At 44.5% G+C, this 16789-nt stretch carries 12 protein-coding genes; 7 read left to right on the plus strand and 5 right to left on the minus strand.

What is annotated here, in order from left to right; translation table 11 throughout:
• The first annotated feature begins 2 nt into the window (after positions 1-2).
• From F8L24_RS07245 to F8L24_RS07260, 4 genes are read left to right on the plus strand one after another with little or no spacing between them, the layout of a single operon-like run.
• Positions 3-1187 (plus strand): VWA-like domain-containing protein, encoded by a 1185-nt coding sequence (locus tag F8L24_RS07245; protein ID WP_294953811.1) that lies wholly within the window; start codon positions 3-5, stop codon positions 1185-1187.
• A 56-nt stretch (positions 1188-1243) separates the two neighbouring features.
• Positions 1244-2344, plus strand: coding sequence for a MotA/TolQ/ExbB proton channel family protein (locus F8L24_RS07250; protein WP_294953814.1), 1101 nt, complete (start codon positions 1244-1246; stop codon positions 2342-2344).
• On the plus strand, positions 2344-3477 hold the full coding sequence (locus tag F8L24_RS07255; RefSeq protein WP_294953817.1) for an OmpA family protein: 1134 nt from the start codon (positions 2344-2346) through the stop codon (positions 3475-3477). Before F8L24_RS07250 ends, F8L24_RS07255 begins: the two co-directional genes overlap by 1 nt.
• Entirely contained in the window at positions 3467-3631 is a 165-nt protein-coding gene (locus tag F8L24_RS07260; protein WP_294953820.1) for a hypothetical protein, read from the plus strand. The genes F8L24_RS07255 and F8L24_RS07260 overlap by 11 nt, the downstream gene beginning before the upstream one ends.
• A gap of 67 nt (positions 3632-3698) precedes the next feature.
• Here F8L24_RS07260 and F8L24_RS07265 read toward each other — a convergent pair whose 3' ends face one another.
• The 3 genes from F8L24_RS07265 to F8L24_RS07275 form a co-directional block, all read right to left on the minus strand.
• Complete coding sequence (locus F8L24_RS07265; RefSeq protein ID WP_294953823.1) at positions 3699-6017, minus strand: nitrate reductase; 2319 nt, start codon at positions 6015-6017, stop codon at positions 3699-3701.
• Positions 6018-6154: 137 nt separating this feature from the next.
• On the minus strand, positions 6155-7762 hold the full coding sequence (locus F8L24_RS07270) for a DmsC/YnfH family molybdoenzyme membrane anchor subunit (RefSeq protein ID WP_294953826.1): 1608 nt from the start codon (positions 7760-7762) through the stop codon (positions 6155-6157).
• A gap of 122 nt (positions 7763-7884) precedes the next feature.
• A complete protein-coding gene (locus F8L24_RS07275; RefSeq protein ID WP_294953829.1) occupies positions 7885-9816 on the minus strand; it encodes a ferredoxin--nitrite reductase in 1932 nt (643 codons plus the stop codon).
• A 221-nt stretch (positions 9817-10037) separates the two neighbouring features.
• Between F8L24_RS07275 and F8L24_RS07280 the strand changes: the two genes are divergently transcribed.
• Together F8L24_RS07280 and F8L24_RS07285 are read left to right on the plus strand one after the other, a co-directional pair.
• Positions 10038-11318, plus strand: coding sequence for an MFS transporter (locus tag F8L24_RS07280; RefSeq protein WP_294953832.1), 1281 nt, complete (start codon positions 10038-10040; stop codon positions 11316-11318).
• 161 nt (positions 11319-11479) lie between these two features.
• Entirely contained in the window at positions 11480-13114 is a 1635-nt protein-coding gene (locus tag F8L24_RS07285; RefSeq protein WP_294953836.1) for a bifunctional protein-serine/threonine kinase/phosphatase, read from the plus strand.
• 79 nt (positions 13115-13193) lie between these two features.
• On the opposite strand, the gene F8L24_RS07290 is transcribed toward F8L24_RS07285, so the two are convergent.
• Complete coding sequence (locus F8L24_RS07290; RefSeq protein WP_294953839.1) at positions 13194-14099, minus strand: protoglobin domain-containing protein; 906 nt, start codon at positions 14097-14099, stop codon at positions 13194-13196.
• 148 nt (positions 14100-14247) lie between these two features.
• The gene (locus F8L24_RS07295) at positions 14248-14613 is read right to left on the minus strand and encodes a DUF488 domain-containing protein (protein WP_294953842.1); all 366 of its coding nucleotides are present in this window, start codon (positions 14611-14613) and stop codon (positions 14248-14250) included.
• A 485-nt stretch (positions 14614-15098) separates the two neighbouring features.
• On the opposite strand from F8L24_RS07295, the gene F8L24_RS07300 reads away from it, so the two are divergent.
• A complete protein-coding gene (locus F8L24_RS07300) occupies positions 15099-16766 on the plus strand; it encodes a hypothetical protein (protein ID WP_294953845.1) in 1668 nt (555 codons plus the stop codon).
• The last annotated feature ends 23 nt before the right edge of the window (positions 16767-16789 follow it).

Consider the following 16789-nt stretch of genomic DNA (forward strand, 5'->3'; position numbering starts at 1 on the left):
TTATGGATCCTATAGAAAAACTTGAAAAAGCCAAAGCGAAACTGATGTTGGAACATCCCTATATCGGATCGGTTTCCACCGTCCTGAAGCTGGATAACAACAGAGATACACTGACATTCAGCAGTGACGGTATACACTTGAAATACAATGATGAATATTTCGAGAAAGTACCTGTTGAAGAAATAGAGTTCGCTTTGGCGAACGGGGCAATGCATGCCGTACTCAGGCACAGTGAACGTGCAGAGGAGCGTGTCGGGCGTATTTGGCAGGCGGCGAGCGATCTTGTGGTCAACGCTATGCTGGTGAAGAACGGTTTTGAACTGCCGCCCTATGTCTATTATGATGAGCGTTTTGAAGGAATGTACGCCGAAGAGATATACGATGTACTTAAAGATGAAATGATCACCAATGATGCCCGTGATGAAGCAGAGGCAGAAGATGAAATGTCACAGGAACCCGGGGATCAGCAGCGCAAGAGTGAAGAGAGCCAGAACGGGAGTACCCGCGAGCGTGCGGTACAGCAGGCATCCATGGAAAAAAATGAAGCTGCACAGATAGAAGCGGAGGGGGAGGCGCTTCAGGAAATGTTCGAGCAGATATTTCAGAAGTATAAGAGACAGGGGGAACTGCCGAAAGAATTGCAGCGGCTTGTACCGGAATATTTTTCACACCAAATAAACTGGCGTGAAATACTGTACCGGTATATTGCTTCCTATGCCAAAAACAGCTACTCCTTTATGCCTCCAAACATGAAATATCTTTACCGTGGTATCTGTCTGCCCAGTCTGAGTTCAGACCTGCTGCGTGTTGTCATTGCTGTTGATACTTCCGGCTCTGTCGATGAAACCTTACTGGGAATTTTTCTGGGTGAAGTAAATACCGTGATGCAGCACTATCCCAACTATGAGATCGATCTGATCACGGCTGATGCCAAGATCCGGTCACACAGGGTCTATCTGCCCGGTGAATTTCTGGCCTATGAAGTAAGCGGAGGCGGAGGGACGGATTTTCGTCCGGTATTTGAATATATTGACAAGCATATCGACTATCCGACACTGCTGCTGTACTTCACCGACGGGATGGGTACTTTTCCTTCGTATGCACCGGGGTATGACGTTCTGTGGGTGATGCCGGAAGAGAGAGAAGTGCCTTTTGGAGAGGTGCTTGTTTTGGAAGGCGGCAATTAATATTTGGTTTAAAGAGTTTTGGTATACTTGATTGAATTTATAGTGAGGATATTTTAATGTTTGAAAATAACAGTTCCGGCTCCTGTTTTTCGCACTCCTTTGCGATTGTGCTGATTCCGCTGATTTTTATGGTCGGACTTGTGCTCGGCTATGTCGGTGTGATCCCTTTGAAAGTGGAGCTTCATACACTGCTGATCATCATGTTCATTTTTATTGTGTTCCTCTTTTTTGTGCGTCACAATGCCAACTATGCGGTGTGTCATATGCGCGGAAGTTTTTCGAGGATGGAATCGGAACTTCAAAGTGCGTTGAGAGCCAATGCCCTGACCATTATGGGCAAAACCAAGTCGACCCTCCACGTCAAAGATTTTATGGGGGATTACTATAAAGATATCAGGAATGACAACTTTGCGAAAGTGGCACCGTCCGTCTTCCCGATGCTCGGTATTTTGGGAACATTCATTGCCATTGCACTTTCAATGCCTGATTTCACAGTGAAAGATCTCAGTGCACTCGATAAAGAGATTTCGATACTGCTCTCCGGGATCGGAACGGCATTTTACGCTTCGATCTACGGAATCATGCTTTCTCTTATCTGGACCTATTTTGAGAAGCGCGGGACGGCCAAAGTGGACAAATATATTTATGATCTCGAAAAACTCTACGATTCGCGTATCTGGAAAAAGTCCGAGTTGATCAAACATGAGCATATGCAGAGCGAACTCAAAGACCAGGAGATCGTCAAAACGCTCAAAGAGACTTTCAATATGGACTTTGTCAGAGAGTTGAACGAACAGTACCTGAAAAATTTCACGACGATCATGAGCGAAACTTCCCACAGTTTCAGCGAGTTGACAAAGCAGATGCAGAATGCTTCGGCAGAGCTGCGTATGACACTTGACAAAGTGCACCGCAGACAGGAAAGTGTCAATGCCGTCTCTACCATCAGGGAAAATATTGAAGGCTTTAACGAAAATGCCAAAAACCTGCAGCGTTCCATGGAACGTTTTGACGGTACGGTAGAGCATACGTTTGAGAAAATAGACAGTGAAGTCGGAGAGATCGTCGGGCAGCTTGGCAGTTTTGCACATTTGCTTTCCGAACAGAATAAGCTGATACTGAAAAATCTTGATATGCTCAATGAGGATAAAAAATAGTGTTCCGAAAAAAAGCGACAGACGAAGGGAGCAACTTCTGGATCTCCTATGCCGATCTTATGGCAGGTTTGCTGTTTGTGTTCATTCTGCTGATCGGTGCCATTGTTTCCAAGTCCATTATTCTTAAAAGCGATCTGCACAAGAAAGAAGACCGCCTTGCGCTGGTTTCGGATATGCTCAGGCACAAGGAGAAAACGCTTGAAGCACTGAATGTGTCGCTTGAAAAGAAAAATGAAATACTCAAGGCACATGACAGGAAGATAGATGAACAGCTGCATACACTCAGTCTGAAAGATGATGAGATCAAGAAGCTCAACCAGATGCTGCTTCAGGCCAATACACAAAAAGATTTGCTCAGCCACAAGATCGTACTGGTGCAGAATCTGCTGAACGAGAGCAACAGTACCCTGAACCAAACCAGGGTAAATCTGGCAGCACGCAACAAAATGCTTGAAAAATACAAAGGCCGGATCGTTGTTCTTTCCGACCAGCTCAGTGATGTGAACAGGACAGTCAAAGAAAAAGATGAAAAACTGCTTGCCCTGCTGAACGCGCTTGATGAAAAAGAGACGAAGTATGATGCCATGATCGCCAGTCTCCAAAAACAGAAGGCCAAGATCAGATCGTTGACAGGTATCAAGCTCAAAGTCATCGCGGCACTGAAGGAGGCGCTGGGCAACAAGATCGACATTGACAAGAAAAGCGGATCGCTCAGACTCTCATCGAACATACTGTTCGATAAGGGAAGCGCTGTGCTGAAAGACGATGCCAAAGCAGAACTCAAACAGGCTTTTGAAGAATATATCGGTACGCTGGTGACCAATCCGAAAATAAGACCGCATCTTGACAAGATCATCATCGAAGGACATACAGACAGTGACGGAGGCTATCTCTACAACCTCGATCTTTCGCAGCGGAGAGCTTTTGCTGTCATGAACTACCTCCTGACACTCGATTTTGCCAAGAAATACAACCTTCAGGCCCTCATGATCGCTTCGGGGCGCTCCTATCTGGATCCGGTCAAGGTGAATGGAGTAGAAGATAAAGAAGCTTCAAGGCGTATCGAGATCAAGTTCAGACTTAAAAATGAAGATGCCATGCATGAGATAGAGAAGGTACTCGATGCAAAATAATTTTAAACCCAGGCAGACAGAAGCAGCGAAAAAGCGCCTTTCTGTTTATTTGAAAGAAGCGGAACAGACCCTTGAGGCAGAAAAGCAGCTCTATAAAAAGATTCGCAAACGCCATTCACTCGGATACAGGATATTGGCATTTTTTAAAAGATAGTCTCAGCTTTTTGCAGCGGAGGCTATCTCAAACTATGGCTTTTCTGTCTTGCACAAAGTGTTGCAAATCACTGTGACCGGCTGTGTAGCGCTTTCTCTCCCTCTATAACTTCGTCTTTATATACTTTTACCCCTTCGAGATATCCGCTGATCTCTACTTCTTCATAGGCAATGCCTTCGGGTACTGCTTCAGAGTGCAGTTGTACGGCGCACTGTTTGTAGTTCGGTTCGAAAGATTTCGGGTCGAATTCCGGGATGGTAATATTGTTGATGAGCTGTTCATTGAAGTGGAAAGGTACGAAGACATTCCCTTCCCGTACGGTTTCGCTCACTTTCACAATGACATCCTCTACTCGTCCCCTGTTTCCGGAAAGTGAGATGCGGTCTCCGCTTTTGACTTTGAGCTTTGCAGCATCTTTGGGGCTGAGGTCGACCCAGGCTTCCGGTGCCAGGTTGTCCAGTATGCCGATGGTTCCTGTTTTAGTACGAGTATGGAACTGTTCGACCGTTCGTCCCGTGTTGAGTATGAGAGGCAGTCCTTTGCATTGCATTTCACTCAGCGGTATCCAGTCTACAGGAAGAAGGTTCGCTGTGCCGTCAGCTGTAGGGCAGGGCATTTCCTCGGAGTAGAGGCGTTTGGTACCTTTGGGGGCTTTTTCATTGCAGGGCCACTGTATGCCTCCCAGTTCTTCGATAAGTTCGTAGCTCATACCGCTGTAGTCGCAGAGCTGACCCTGGCTGACTCGTCTAATTTCATTAAAAACATCTCTTGGTGTCTGAAGGTCTTTGAAAAGCAGCTCGTGTTTGCCTTCAAAGTATTTGGAAAATTCTATGACGATGTCAAGATCGCTTTTGGTCGTTCCCAGAGGTTCTATGGCTTTTTTGGCATAGTTGCATCGTCGTTCGGAGTTGGTGTAGCATCCCTCTTTCTCACTCCATGTTGCTGCGGCAAAGACCACGTCGGCGATTTGTGCAGTGTCGGACATGAAGGCATCCTGTACGACAAGAAGGTCGAGTTTTTTAAGGGCTTCTCTCAATCCGTTCTGGTCCGGGTAGGAAACGAGCGGATTGGTCGCGACCACCCAGAGTGCTTTGATCTCCCCTCGATTGATCGCATCGATGATCTGCGGGTAGGCATAGCCTCTGGCCGAAGGGATAAGCGCTTCGGGTACATTGATGAGGGAAGCGAATTCTTTTCTGTCTGCTTCCGAAGCATAATTCCTATAGCCGGGGATAGAGGAAGTGAAGCCGAATTCTCTCGTTCCCATGGCGTTGCACTGCCCGGTAATGGACATGGGGGAGGATCCTTCTTTGCCGAGGTTCCCGGTAATAAGCGCCAGGTTGCAGATGGCTGAAACGGTATCGGTCCCGATACTGCTCTGGTTCACGCCCATGGTCCAGGCACTCATGGCTCTGTCCGCCGTGGCATAGATCTTGGCCAGGTTGTAAAGTGCTTTGACATCGATACCCGTAATATGTGCTACTTCCTGCGGAGGATAGTTGTTCATAATATGCTTTCTGAACGCTTTGTAGCCGTTGGTCCGCTCTTTGATGAACGTTTCATCTTCCCAGCCCTGTTCCATGATAATGTAGCAAAGTCCGTTAAGCAGTGCCAGGTCGGAACGCGGCGCAAGCGGTACGAAAATGTCTGCCATCTGGGATGTCTTTGACTTGCGCGGGTCGACAACAATGAGGGTCGGCTTTTTGCCTGTCTCTTTTTTGTTTTTGGCAATATGCAGTTTCAAAATAGGGTGGTTGTCTGCAATGTTCGCACCGATGAGCAGAATGACATCGGCTTTGGAGAAGTCTTCATAGCATCCGGTCGGGCCGTCCGAACCGAAGGTCTGCTTGTACCCCATGACGGCGGAAGCCATACAAAGCGTGGTATTGCCGTCGTAATTGTTGGTTTCAAGTCCAAGCTGGGTGAATTTACCCAAAGCGTAGAACTCTTCGGTCAGAAGCTGTCCGGTCGAGATGACGGAAACAGCGCCTTTGCCATGTTCCTTCTGTATGCGCTTGAATTCGTCGCTGACCTTTGTGAATGTCTCCTCCCAGCCTGCAGGGGTGAGTGTACCGTTCTTCCTGATCATCGGTGCAGGGACACGGCTGTCCGCGCGTACCATTTCGTGTTCGCTCAGGCCTTTGGGGCAGAGGGTACCCATGTTGACAGGGTGAAGCGGGTCGCCTTTGGAGTAGACCGCATTGCCGTCCTTGACGCCGATGTACATACCGCAGCCGACACCGCAGTAGCCGCAAGTGGTGCGTACCCACTTGTCAGGGGCTTTGGCTTTGGCCACTTTGCCGAAGATGGGGTCGTCTACGAGGGCATATTTGTCTTCTTTGATATCGAAGCCGAGAAAGTTTTTTGCTTTGTCTATGAGACTCATTGTATTCTCCAAGTCAAGGGTACCCACAAGGGGCACCCCTACGGTATTTTATGTATTCATGTTTGTATGGGGGCATCCCTTCTGGGTGCCCACCATGTCAAGGGTACCCACAAGGGGCACCTCTACGGTATCTCAATTTAATGCCGCTGGTTCCCCGCAAAGAAATTCCCTGCCAGCCCCAAGGGTACTACCGTCCGGTAGAACAGGTAGCGTCCGGCCAGTTCGCTGGCGAAAGCTCCAAACGTTGCGATAAACAGTGTTGTGACAGCCAAGCCTGTCAGACCGCTGGCAGTAAAGAGGATGGCAAGCAGCGGCAGTGCCAGTGCGAATGCTGCGAGAGAATAAACCCTGAACTTCTTTACTTTGGCAAAATGTTCCTGAAGCAGGATACGGGTACGGTTGTACTGGTAGTAAAGCGGGTCTTCTTTGTCGAGGTGGCGGTAGAACATCACTTCTTCAAGAATGACCAGTGCCTGTCCCATACCTGCTACCAGTGTAATGGCAAGCAGGACCATGGCTCCCTGTGCGCCGTTGCTGATGAGCAGTACCAGTGCGATGAGCAAAAAGCCGACATAGCCTGAGCCGAAGAAGCGTTTGGTGGTGCTTTTTCGGTTCCAGCTCGGACGCGCTTTAATACGGTAGATCATCGACTGTGCATAAATACCGAAAAGGCCTATGGCCAGGGTAACCGCTTCGACCAGCAGCAGCAGAAAGCCTTTGATATCGAGAAAGTACATTCCTGCGACCAGGGTCGCCAATCCTGTATAGGCCCCCAGTGCAATGGCTTCTCGCGAAAGCCAGGAGGTTTTCCAGTTCTTCATGGCGGACATCGCTTTGGCAGGGCGTCCCAGGTGCAGAGCAGAAAGGGGCAGTCCAATGGCTGCAGGCAGAAAGGCCAGCATTGCCATTGCCAGATTGGGTTTGGGCAGATCGAAACCGAGAGAAAAGAGCATCTGTCCCAAAAAGAGTGCCAGAAAGGCACCGACGGAGACTTGCGTGAGCACCGTCATGAAAACAAGCGGCAGTTCAGGATGGGCAGGGTGCAGTAAATGTTCATCTGCCACACGTATCTTTTCACCTTCCGGGATATCAGGAAGTGTGTATCGTGTGGTCGGTTTGGTAATGCCTATATCGGGCAGGTGGGGGGCGACACCCTCTTTGGCCATATCTTCATCAAGCCATTTGTCTACATTGACAGCCTCTATTTCGATGGCACCTCCCGGACAGGCCTGCACACAGGCTGGCGTTTGGCCTGCTTCGAGTTTGTCCACGCACATATGACATTTGGTGACGATGCCTCGGTCTGGGTTGAAAACAGGGACTTCGTACGGACAGTTCCAGGTACAGTACTGGCAGCCGATACAGCTTGGGTCGTCATGCCAGACGATCCCGTTGTCCAGTTTGATATAGCTCTCTGTAGGACAGCCCCTGAGACATTCCGGGTCGATACAGTGGTTACAGCTCATAGAGTTGAAGAGCTGCAGGGTGTCCGGAAATTCACCCATTTCCATCTCTCCTACACGGCGCCATTTGATATCGGGACTGTTGCCGTTCTGTTCGTTACAGGCTACTTCGCAGCAGTGACAGCCTACACAGGCGGTAGCATCGAAATGAAAACGGTACTGTTCGCCGGGCTTGAGTTCAGGGATATCTATGCTGTAGTTCCCGCACTGCATACCGGTCTCGTTCTTGTGATTGATGAAACTTTCCAATGGTGTATGTTTACTTAAGGGTTCCACTGCCATTTATACTTCTTTTTTTATGTGTATTGTAGGGTGTTGTCCCATGGCAACACCTTTTGTTTGGGTGCATAACATTGGTGTTGCCATGGGACAACACCCTACAAGTGATGCGTGATAAATCATATCTATATTTCCTTAAGCGCTACTAATAATTCCGAGAATACCTGCGCACGTTCGCTTTTGTTCTCATGGGTCATGTTGTAGACCACTTCCGAGAGTTTTGGCGGTACTTTCGGGTTGAGCCGGCTGACTTCATCGCGTTTGATCTTTCTGGGTCTGAGCATATTGGGTGCCAGACCGTCTACCGCGTCAAAACGTTTTTCTCCGGTAAGCAGTTTGTAAAGCTGCAGACCGAAGGTAAAAAGTTCGTACTCTTCACGCCTTCCGCTTTTGGGTTCTTTATTGAGATCGAAAAAGAGGCCAAGCCCCAGTTTTTCATTGAGGATATAGTTGATTTTGGTGTAAAAAGAGATCGCCTGGAAACTGTACTTTCTGCTGAGAAAGCGGTCATCAAATGCTTCATATGTTTCCGCTCTGTGTCTGTTGGCAGCATAAAGTTTCAGCAAATATTTCACATGGTGCCTTGCTTCATCGAGGGGCAGGGCTTTATGCAGAATGTGGGCCTCCCTGGCTTCACGGGTGATCTTTCCGCCCATGAAAAGGTGTACACCGTCAACCCTGTTGCCCTCTGCATCTTTGGCTTTGCAGCCTTCAAAGCCTATGTCTGCAATGCCGTGTACGCCGCAGCCTTTGGGGCAGGCAGACCAGTTCATGCGCACTACCGCATGCTCCAGCGGTACTTCCGAATTCAAGAAGTGTGCCGTTTCAACGGCGTCCGGTTTGTTGGGAATGACACCGAAAGAACAAGTGTTGGTACCGGCACAGGCTATCATGTCCTGAAAGTACAGGTTATGAAAGGCTGCATATTTCGCTACAAGCGGGCTCTCTTCGAGCTGTGGCAGTTTTTCCTCCGGGATATTGACAAGAAAGAGGTTCTGGTCATAGGTAAGCCGTATATGTCCGCTGCCGTATGTCTGTGCGCTTTTGGCTGCTTCTATCATGTCCGTTCCGCTGAAAATACCTGAAGGAACAATGACCTTGTAGGCATAGGTTCCGTCCTTAAGCAGTACTTTGTTGGCGCCGAGCGCGATATTCTGTGACTGCACCATGGTCACACCGGCTTTGGCGTATGTTTGGCCTGCTTCTTCTTCAACGGCTTCTATGAATGCGGAAATGCCCACATCATTCAGAAGGAAATGCAGACGGTTTTTGTTACGGTTGTCACGGTAGCCGTATCGTTTAAATACATTCAGAAGGGCTTCATAGAAGGGGAGTACCTCCTCGGCAGTAATGAAAAGATCGGCATCCTTCGCCTGTACACCGACCCTTGCACCCAAATAAATATTGAAACCGAAGACCCCTTCTTTCTGAGCCAGTACAAAACAGCAGTCATGTCCGAAAATATTGCAGGAGTTGGAAAGCGAACCGAGGATACCTGTATTGAATTTCCGGGGCAGGGTAGAGATCCATTCAGGGTTTTCTATGAAATGTTTTTCCAGTCTGTCCACAATGGGTTTGCTTTCAATAATGTTATCGTAGGCAAGCCCGTCAAGCGGATCTGAAACGGTATTCCGTGTGTTGTCAACACCTGTCTGGAACGTGCTGAGTTCCACCTCTTTGAGCGCATGCAGCACTTTGGCGATATTCTCTATCTGGATATAGCGCAAAACCACCTGCATACGGGTGGAAAGATCAATGTAGTCATTGGCATAGGTCTGTGCGACTTCACCGATGCGAAGCGCCTGTTCATAGGTGAGCTGGCCCGCGGGAATACGTATCCTGAGCATAAAATCCTCACCTTTGTCAAAAAGACCGAAACATTTCAGGAAGTAGGCAGAATCTTCTTTGGCCAATCCTTCATATCCTGCTGCCGCAATGGATTCAAGTTTTTCATAGACATCCATAGGCTTTTTCAGTGCTTTGGTAGTTTCTACTTTATTGACTTTTTTACTTCTTGCTTCTAATGCTTTTTGCAATATCTCCATAATAATGTACATCTCCGTGCTATAATTGGATTTATTATAGCAAAGTTAGGTATTAGTTTGATGAGATTGAATGATTAAAATTTAATCAATTGGATTTTTGTTCCGATAATTATATTGCAGTATACCCTTGTGACAGCACTTAAACAATTGATTAAATTTTAATCACTCAAAAAGTTATTATTGCTATAGCTTCAAGATATAATACGTTTATCATTTATTTAAAAGGAAAAAAGATGGCAGGATTCAAGGCACTCAAAGGACAGGGAGATGCAAAGACGCTCTTTGCGGCTTTTCTTTACTTCGATTTCAGTTTTATGGTGTGGACCATGCTCGGACCACTCGCAACAGAGATAAGTGATTCTCTGGCTCAGCATGCGGAAGCTCTGACACAGGGGCAGATAGCGACACTGCTTTCCATCCCCATACTGGCAGGGGCACTGCTGCGTATCGTACTTGGTTTTTCTGTAGATAAAGCCGGTCCGAAAAAGACAGCGATCGGAGCACAGCTTATTGTGATTGCATCACTCTTTTATGCCTATACAAGGGGAGCGAGCATTACCTATAACGAGCTGCTTCTTGTGGCACTCGGGCTTGGTTTTGCCGGCGCTTCGTTTGCTGTAGCGCTTCCCCAGGCCGGACAATGGTATCCGCCTAAACTCCAGGGGATTGTGCTCGGTATCGCAGGAGCGGGTAACATCGGTGTGGTTATTGATTTCCTTTTCGCGCCGAAAATTGCAGAAATATGGGGATGGGAAGCTGTTTTCCTTGTCGGCGGCATACTCTCTTTCTTTGTACTCATAACCTATATTTTCATGGCAAAAGATGCACCGTCATCTGTCTATAAAGCAAGACCGAAAAAAGTAGGGGATTACTGGAAACTGCTTAAAGACAGGGACAGCTGGTGGTTTATGCTTTTTTATGCGGTAAGTTTCGGAGGTTTTGTAGGCTTTGCGAACTATATGAAGGTTTATCTTATGAATACCTATCAGGCAGATATGAGTGCCTTCGGTCTCAGTGTTTTCAATGAACCGAACGTCAAGGTCATTGCAGGTTACTTCGGAGCATTGACCATTTTTGCCGGTGCGGTACTCCGACCGGTAGGCGGCGGTGTAGCCGATAAAATGGGTGGTATCAAAGCACTCTATATCTTCTTCGGTGTCGTAGCGGCGCTTGTACTGCTGAGCGGTGCGGTGCATTTGCATTTCTGGGTAGCGATCGCGGTACTTTTCCTCATCATGGCTGCTCTGGGAATGGCCAACGGTGCAGTCTTCCAGCTTGTACCGCAGCGTTTCGGAAAAGATATCGGTATCATGACCGGCCTTATCGGTGCAGCCGGTGGGATCGGCGGTACATTTCTTGTCAAAACACTCGGCTGGGCAAAAGGTACGTTCAATACCTACAGTATGGGATTCTTCATTTTTGCCGCTCTGGTTCTGCTTGCCATTGGTGCTATCTCACTGGTTAAAACCCGCTGGAGAACGACCTGGGGTGTCAATTCAGGGGGGATGATCTGATCGTTTGAGTGCAGAAGGACGCAGGTATCTGACAGTCAGCTTTGAGCATGGACATTCTGTCCATGCTGTCTTCATATCAAACAGGCACTGAGAGTCGTTTATTTTAAATTATGTCATAATCCCTATTATCATATAGTTTAGAATACTACAAGGACAGCATCATGTCAAAACAGAACATCGAAACCTCCGGTTTTACACTTGCCAAAGGTACCCAGCTCACAGGAGATGATTTCTTTGAAGTGAAAGTCATGGAGAACATTACCGTAGCTGTAGTGTGCGACGGGGTCGGGTCGGCAGCATACGGGGCTGAAGCAGCCAGGCGTACGACGCAGTTTCTGATACAGTCGCTTAAGAACCGTCCGAGAAGCTGGAGTATGGAAAAATCCATCAAACACTTCATCGAAAATATCAACCGTGTTCTTTATCTTGAATCAATGGAACAGTATGAACGTGAAGAACTGGTCACGACACTGACACTGGTGGTCATAGAAGGCGACAGACTGTATGGTGCCAATGTCGGTGACAGCCGCATTTATCTGGCACGTAACGGGCAGTTCGCACAGCTCTCTTTGGACCATGCCATGGACGAAGCGGGCATGGAGAATGTACTGACTGCCGCAATCGGCCTTGAAGAGAGGGTAGAGCCGTACTATTTTGAAAACAACCTGCAAGCCCAGGACCGGATACTGCTCTGCAGCGACGGCCTTTACAATGAATTGACCCAGGAAGAGCTCGCCGAAGGGCTGCCTATGGGGGCTTCCTACCTGGTCAAAAAAGCAAGCAAAAAACATGACGACAACCTGCCGGACGATACCACGGCCGTGGTGATAGAGATCAAAGAACTTGATCCGAGGCTGAAACTCAAACAGACTGACCTTATTGTCAGCGAAAATTATAAAAAGGACGAAGTGATCGACGGCTACAGACTGCTTAAGCCGCTCATTCAGAACAACCGTACTTGGCTGTGTGAAAAGAAAGGGGTGCAGTATGTCATAAAGTTCGCCCCTTTCGAAGCTCTGGAAGATGAAGTGATGCTTGATCTCTTTGTAAAAGAGGTCTGGATGGCAAAACGTCTCAAAGCGGGTTTCTTTCCCAAAGCCGTCATACCGAAAAAACGTACGCACCGTTACTATATCATGAGTTTTGTCGAGGGTACATCGCTGAAAGAGTTTTGTGCCAAAAAGCCGCTTTCGGTTGACCTTGGCATTGAACTGTCCCGTTTTCTGCTGAAAATGTCCCAGTATCTTATCAAGCAGAACCTGGTGCATGGCGACATTAAACCTGAAAACATCATCGTTACCAAACGTAAAGAGAAACTGGTTTTCAAAATGGTCGATTTCGGGAGCATTACCGAAGCCTATTCGGATGTGACACGCGCAGGAACACCTTCTTACCTTGCCCCGGAGCGTTTTAACCAGGCCCCTGTAACGGAGCAGACAGAAATTTACGCCATTGGTGTTACCCTGTACGAAGCAATGACACAGAAATTTCCGTTCGGGGAGATCGAACCGTTCCAGAATCCGAGTTTCGACAAAAACCCGAAACATCCTGCCAAATACAACCCGAAAATACCCGACTGGTTTGAAAGTATAATACTTCGTGCCATTGAAAACGATACCAACAAGCGGTACCATAACTATTCGGAAATGTTATTTGAAATAGACAATCCCTCTAAGGTTCAGCCTTACTTTGACAAAACGGCTTCTTTTATTGAGCGCCATGAACTGATGGTATACAAAGTGGGCTTTATTACAATGTTCATTCTCAATATTGTACAGCTGCTTTTTTGGCATTAACCCTGAGGCAAATGTAGTTTTCCGGATTTCCGATCCTCAATGCTTACGTTCTGTGATCTCCGGGTTTTTGTGATACTGTTCAATCGATGGTCGTTCTTTTCTTTGCACCGACAAGCCAATATGCTATAGCCAGGCCCACTATAACAGCGGCGATGATAAGCAGCTCTTCACCCTTCTCAGCCGAGAGCGAGTATATCAGTACTTTTCGTATCAGGGCGGCCATTGCCAACATGATAAAAGCACCTATCGCAAACCCTTTGCCCTGTAAATGGTTGATTTCCTCATGGATCAGCTCTATGGCCGCCCATAAGACCAGCAAGCTGCCCAAAACTGTCAGAATGCCTTTTTCTATGCCTATGTCTGAAAAGAACAGCAGATAAATATCGTATCCGAACAGTACAACAGCAAAAAATGCAACAAGAGCCAAGGCCCCGGCTAAAAAATAATTGATATATGAATTGAATTTTTTCAGACCGGTTAAAATACTTTTTTCTATTTTTGACAAAGATAGAAATTTGCTCAATTCTTCTTCTCTATAGGAACTTGTCAGTACATCAAGGTTCATATCGATAATTTTTTCAACAGCCTGAATCTCTTTTACATGCTGTTCTTTATTGCCAAAATTTTCTTCTATACTTTTCAGGACAAAAGTTCTTACAAATGTGAATGCCGAGTTGACATAGTGTGTCGGCAAACCTATTTTTACATGAACTTCACCGATTTTATACAAATACATAAAATAGGGAAGGTCGTATTGTCCACAAAACAAATTGATAAACCATGCTTTGATTTTTGTACGGTGATATGCAATAATTTCTTTGTTTTTCAGGAACTGGGCAGTTTTTCCAAATCCCCAGATATAATTATAAAATTCATCTATAAAATCGTCTGCCAGCTTTTCCATCCGGGGTTGAAGTGCCTTTAGAATTTGAGCTTCTTCCTCCGTAAATTTATAATGTTCTTTTAGACTTTGATAATGTTGCATCGATGCTCCCTTTCTATTGTAGTATAACGGTTTGTTATCATTTTTGGTTCATTTAATTTTTGAAAGAATATATCTTCCAAATTTCTATAATGCCGTAAATCATCAGCGGCAAAAAGCAGAGCGAAGCGGTCCGAGTGTATTTGCCTTATTATACGGCATTAGCTGGAATAATTGACTCAAAATATTCTTTCAAAGCAACCGCATTGTTCAGCTTCTGTTCTTTTGAACTATAAAGAAACGTCACCGTCTCCGCCTGTATTATGGACAGTAGTTTTTCGACATTACTTTGGTTCGCATCCAGTTCTACGGCATATTTTTCCTTAAACTCTGACCACTTTCTTGGGTCATGTCCATACCAATGTCGCAGTTCATCGGAGGGAGAAATCTCTTTCATCCAGATATCTACCTGAGCCTTCTCACGAGACAATCCTCGCGGCCACAAACGGTCAACGAGAACACGTTGGCCGTCTGCTTTACTTGGTTCTTCGTAGACACGTTTAATCTGAATTGTCATTTATTTTCCGTTAATGCTAGCCGTATAACTATTTATTAGGGGAACCTTTTGGCCCACTATTGCTTTATTTTTCATAGCAGTAGTATATCAAAAATGTCTTGCTATTTATAAAAATATGTAAATTTACTATATTTTGATAGTTTTTTATAAAAAATCATCTAATCATAAAAATTGCTTATAAAAAAGCAAAAAAAAGGGAGACATGGGTTATGAGAGTGAAAATTTGGTTTGAGAAATGGAAGAGCGTGGTCATTGTTACAAGCCTCCTATATCATGGTTAGAGATACAAAGAGGAGTAGTTGCGCACATGGCCATCGGAAAAAACATATGAAAATATCGGTAGAATTAGAAAGTTATAATGGATAGTTTTGTCTAGAATAGATTTTTGAGGATTGACTATACATAGTGATTTAATTTAGTTAGATAGAAAGTATATACAAATGAAATTTATAATATTGATATTGTTGTTTTTATGTAATATTATTATGGCAGATGAATTATCAGATAGAAATAAAATCATTAGTGAAGTGAAAGCCTTGTTTTTAAACAGCGATTTCAAAAAATTAACACAGATACCTAAAGATTATATTGAAAATGAAAGTCGTACCTCTAGCGGTAAGTGGAAGTTAGATTTGTTTTATGCAGGAATAAGAAAAAGTGTCAAAAATACAGATTTTTCTACACTCGAAAAAATTGCTTTAGAATGGATAAAAGCATATCCAAAATCAAAAGTGGCACATATTAGTTATGCAGAAATTCTAGTACAAAAAGGATGGTATAGCAGAGGGGAAGACAGTGCCAGCTATACATCTAAAGAACAATGGAAGAATTTAAAATTTTATATGAAACGCGCAAGAGATTATTTGAATAAATACAAAAAAACCCTTTCTGATAATCCCGGATGGTACACAGTAATGTTAGATATAGCTAAAGGTGAAAATTGGGATAAAAAAAGATTCTTTGAATTACTTGATGAAGCCATTGAAAAACATCCCTACTATAATCCAATTTACTATAGTGCATTGTATCGTATGCAACCAAAATGGGGATCTTTTGATAAAAAAGAGATAGAAAATGTTGCACAAAAAGCACTTGTTGCAACACACAAAAAAGCTGGAAATAGTAGATATGCTAGATTTTACTGGGTTGCCTCACAGTTAATATACAAAGATGACTTATTTACAAAATCAGATGTCAATTGGTCGATTATGAGTAAAGGTATTGATGATGTATTGAAAGAGTTTCCGTCTCGGTGGAATCTTAATTATTTTGCTTATTTTAGTTGTATGGCAGGAGATAAAGATAAAACCAAATACCTTTTATCTCAAATACAAAATAACCTAAACAAATACCCGTGGATCAATAGGAAAAATTCTTATAATAAATGTTTAACTTGGGTAAATAATCCAGAAGACAATGAGGATATTAAGTATGTACAAGAGATTCCAGTTGAAAAATTAGAGAAATATATTGCTAAAAAGACTATGGATAAACCAGCTTATATACATTTTTCAACATACAAAAAAGGTTGTGTTAATTGTGATATCAAGATGTTAGATGCTATTGCAAAAAAATATCATGAAAAGGTAAATTTTATTTCTGTAAATATGTCCAATAGTAGTGACAGCATGAAATTAGAGTTATATAGAAAATATTTAATGAAAAGAGATCCTTTTTCTATGATTGTACATAAAGGAAAAGTGATAGAAAGAAGAAATAATGATTTGTTTTTTATGGGACAATCACTTTCTCGATATAGAGCAGAGCGAGTGAAAGCAATCCTTGAAAGTTACTTGAGTGAACCTAAAAATGCTGCTTATTTTAATCAATATAAAAGAACGATTATTGATAATGCTAGTTTTTTTAACTCTGAAGAGAATATTAGACTTGATATGTCTGATTACTTAAAAGCCAATACTGGATATAAAGCAACCGCTACTGCTGCAAGTTTTTACGATGATCGTTGGGCTTATGGGAGGTCAATAGGAAAGAAAACACAGATTAAAGCAATTAAAGAAGCACTAATTGATTGTAAAAAAAATAGGAAAAAATTCAAAGTAAAAGAAAAATGTAGACTGCATATGATAGGGAACATATATGTTTATGAAAAATCTAAAGATAAAATAAAGAAAATAATGAATACGATTAAATGACATCTATATTAAACTGATTATAG

The sequence above is a fragment of the Sulfurovum sp. genome (assembly GCF_015493435.1).
Taxonomy (GTDB): domain Bacteria; phylum Campylobacterota; class Campylobacteria; order Campylobacterales; family Sulfurovaceae; genus Sulfurovum.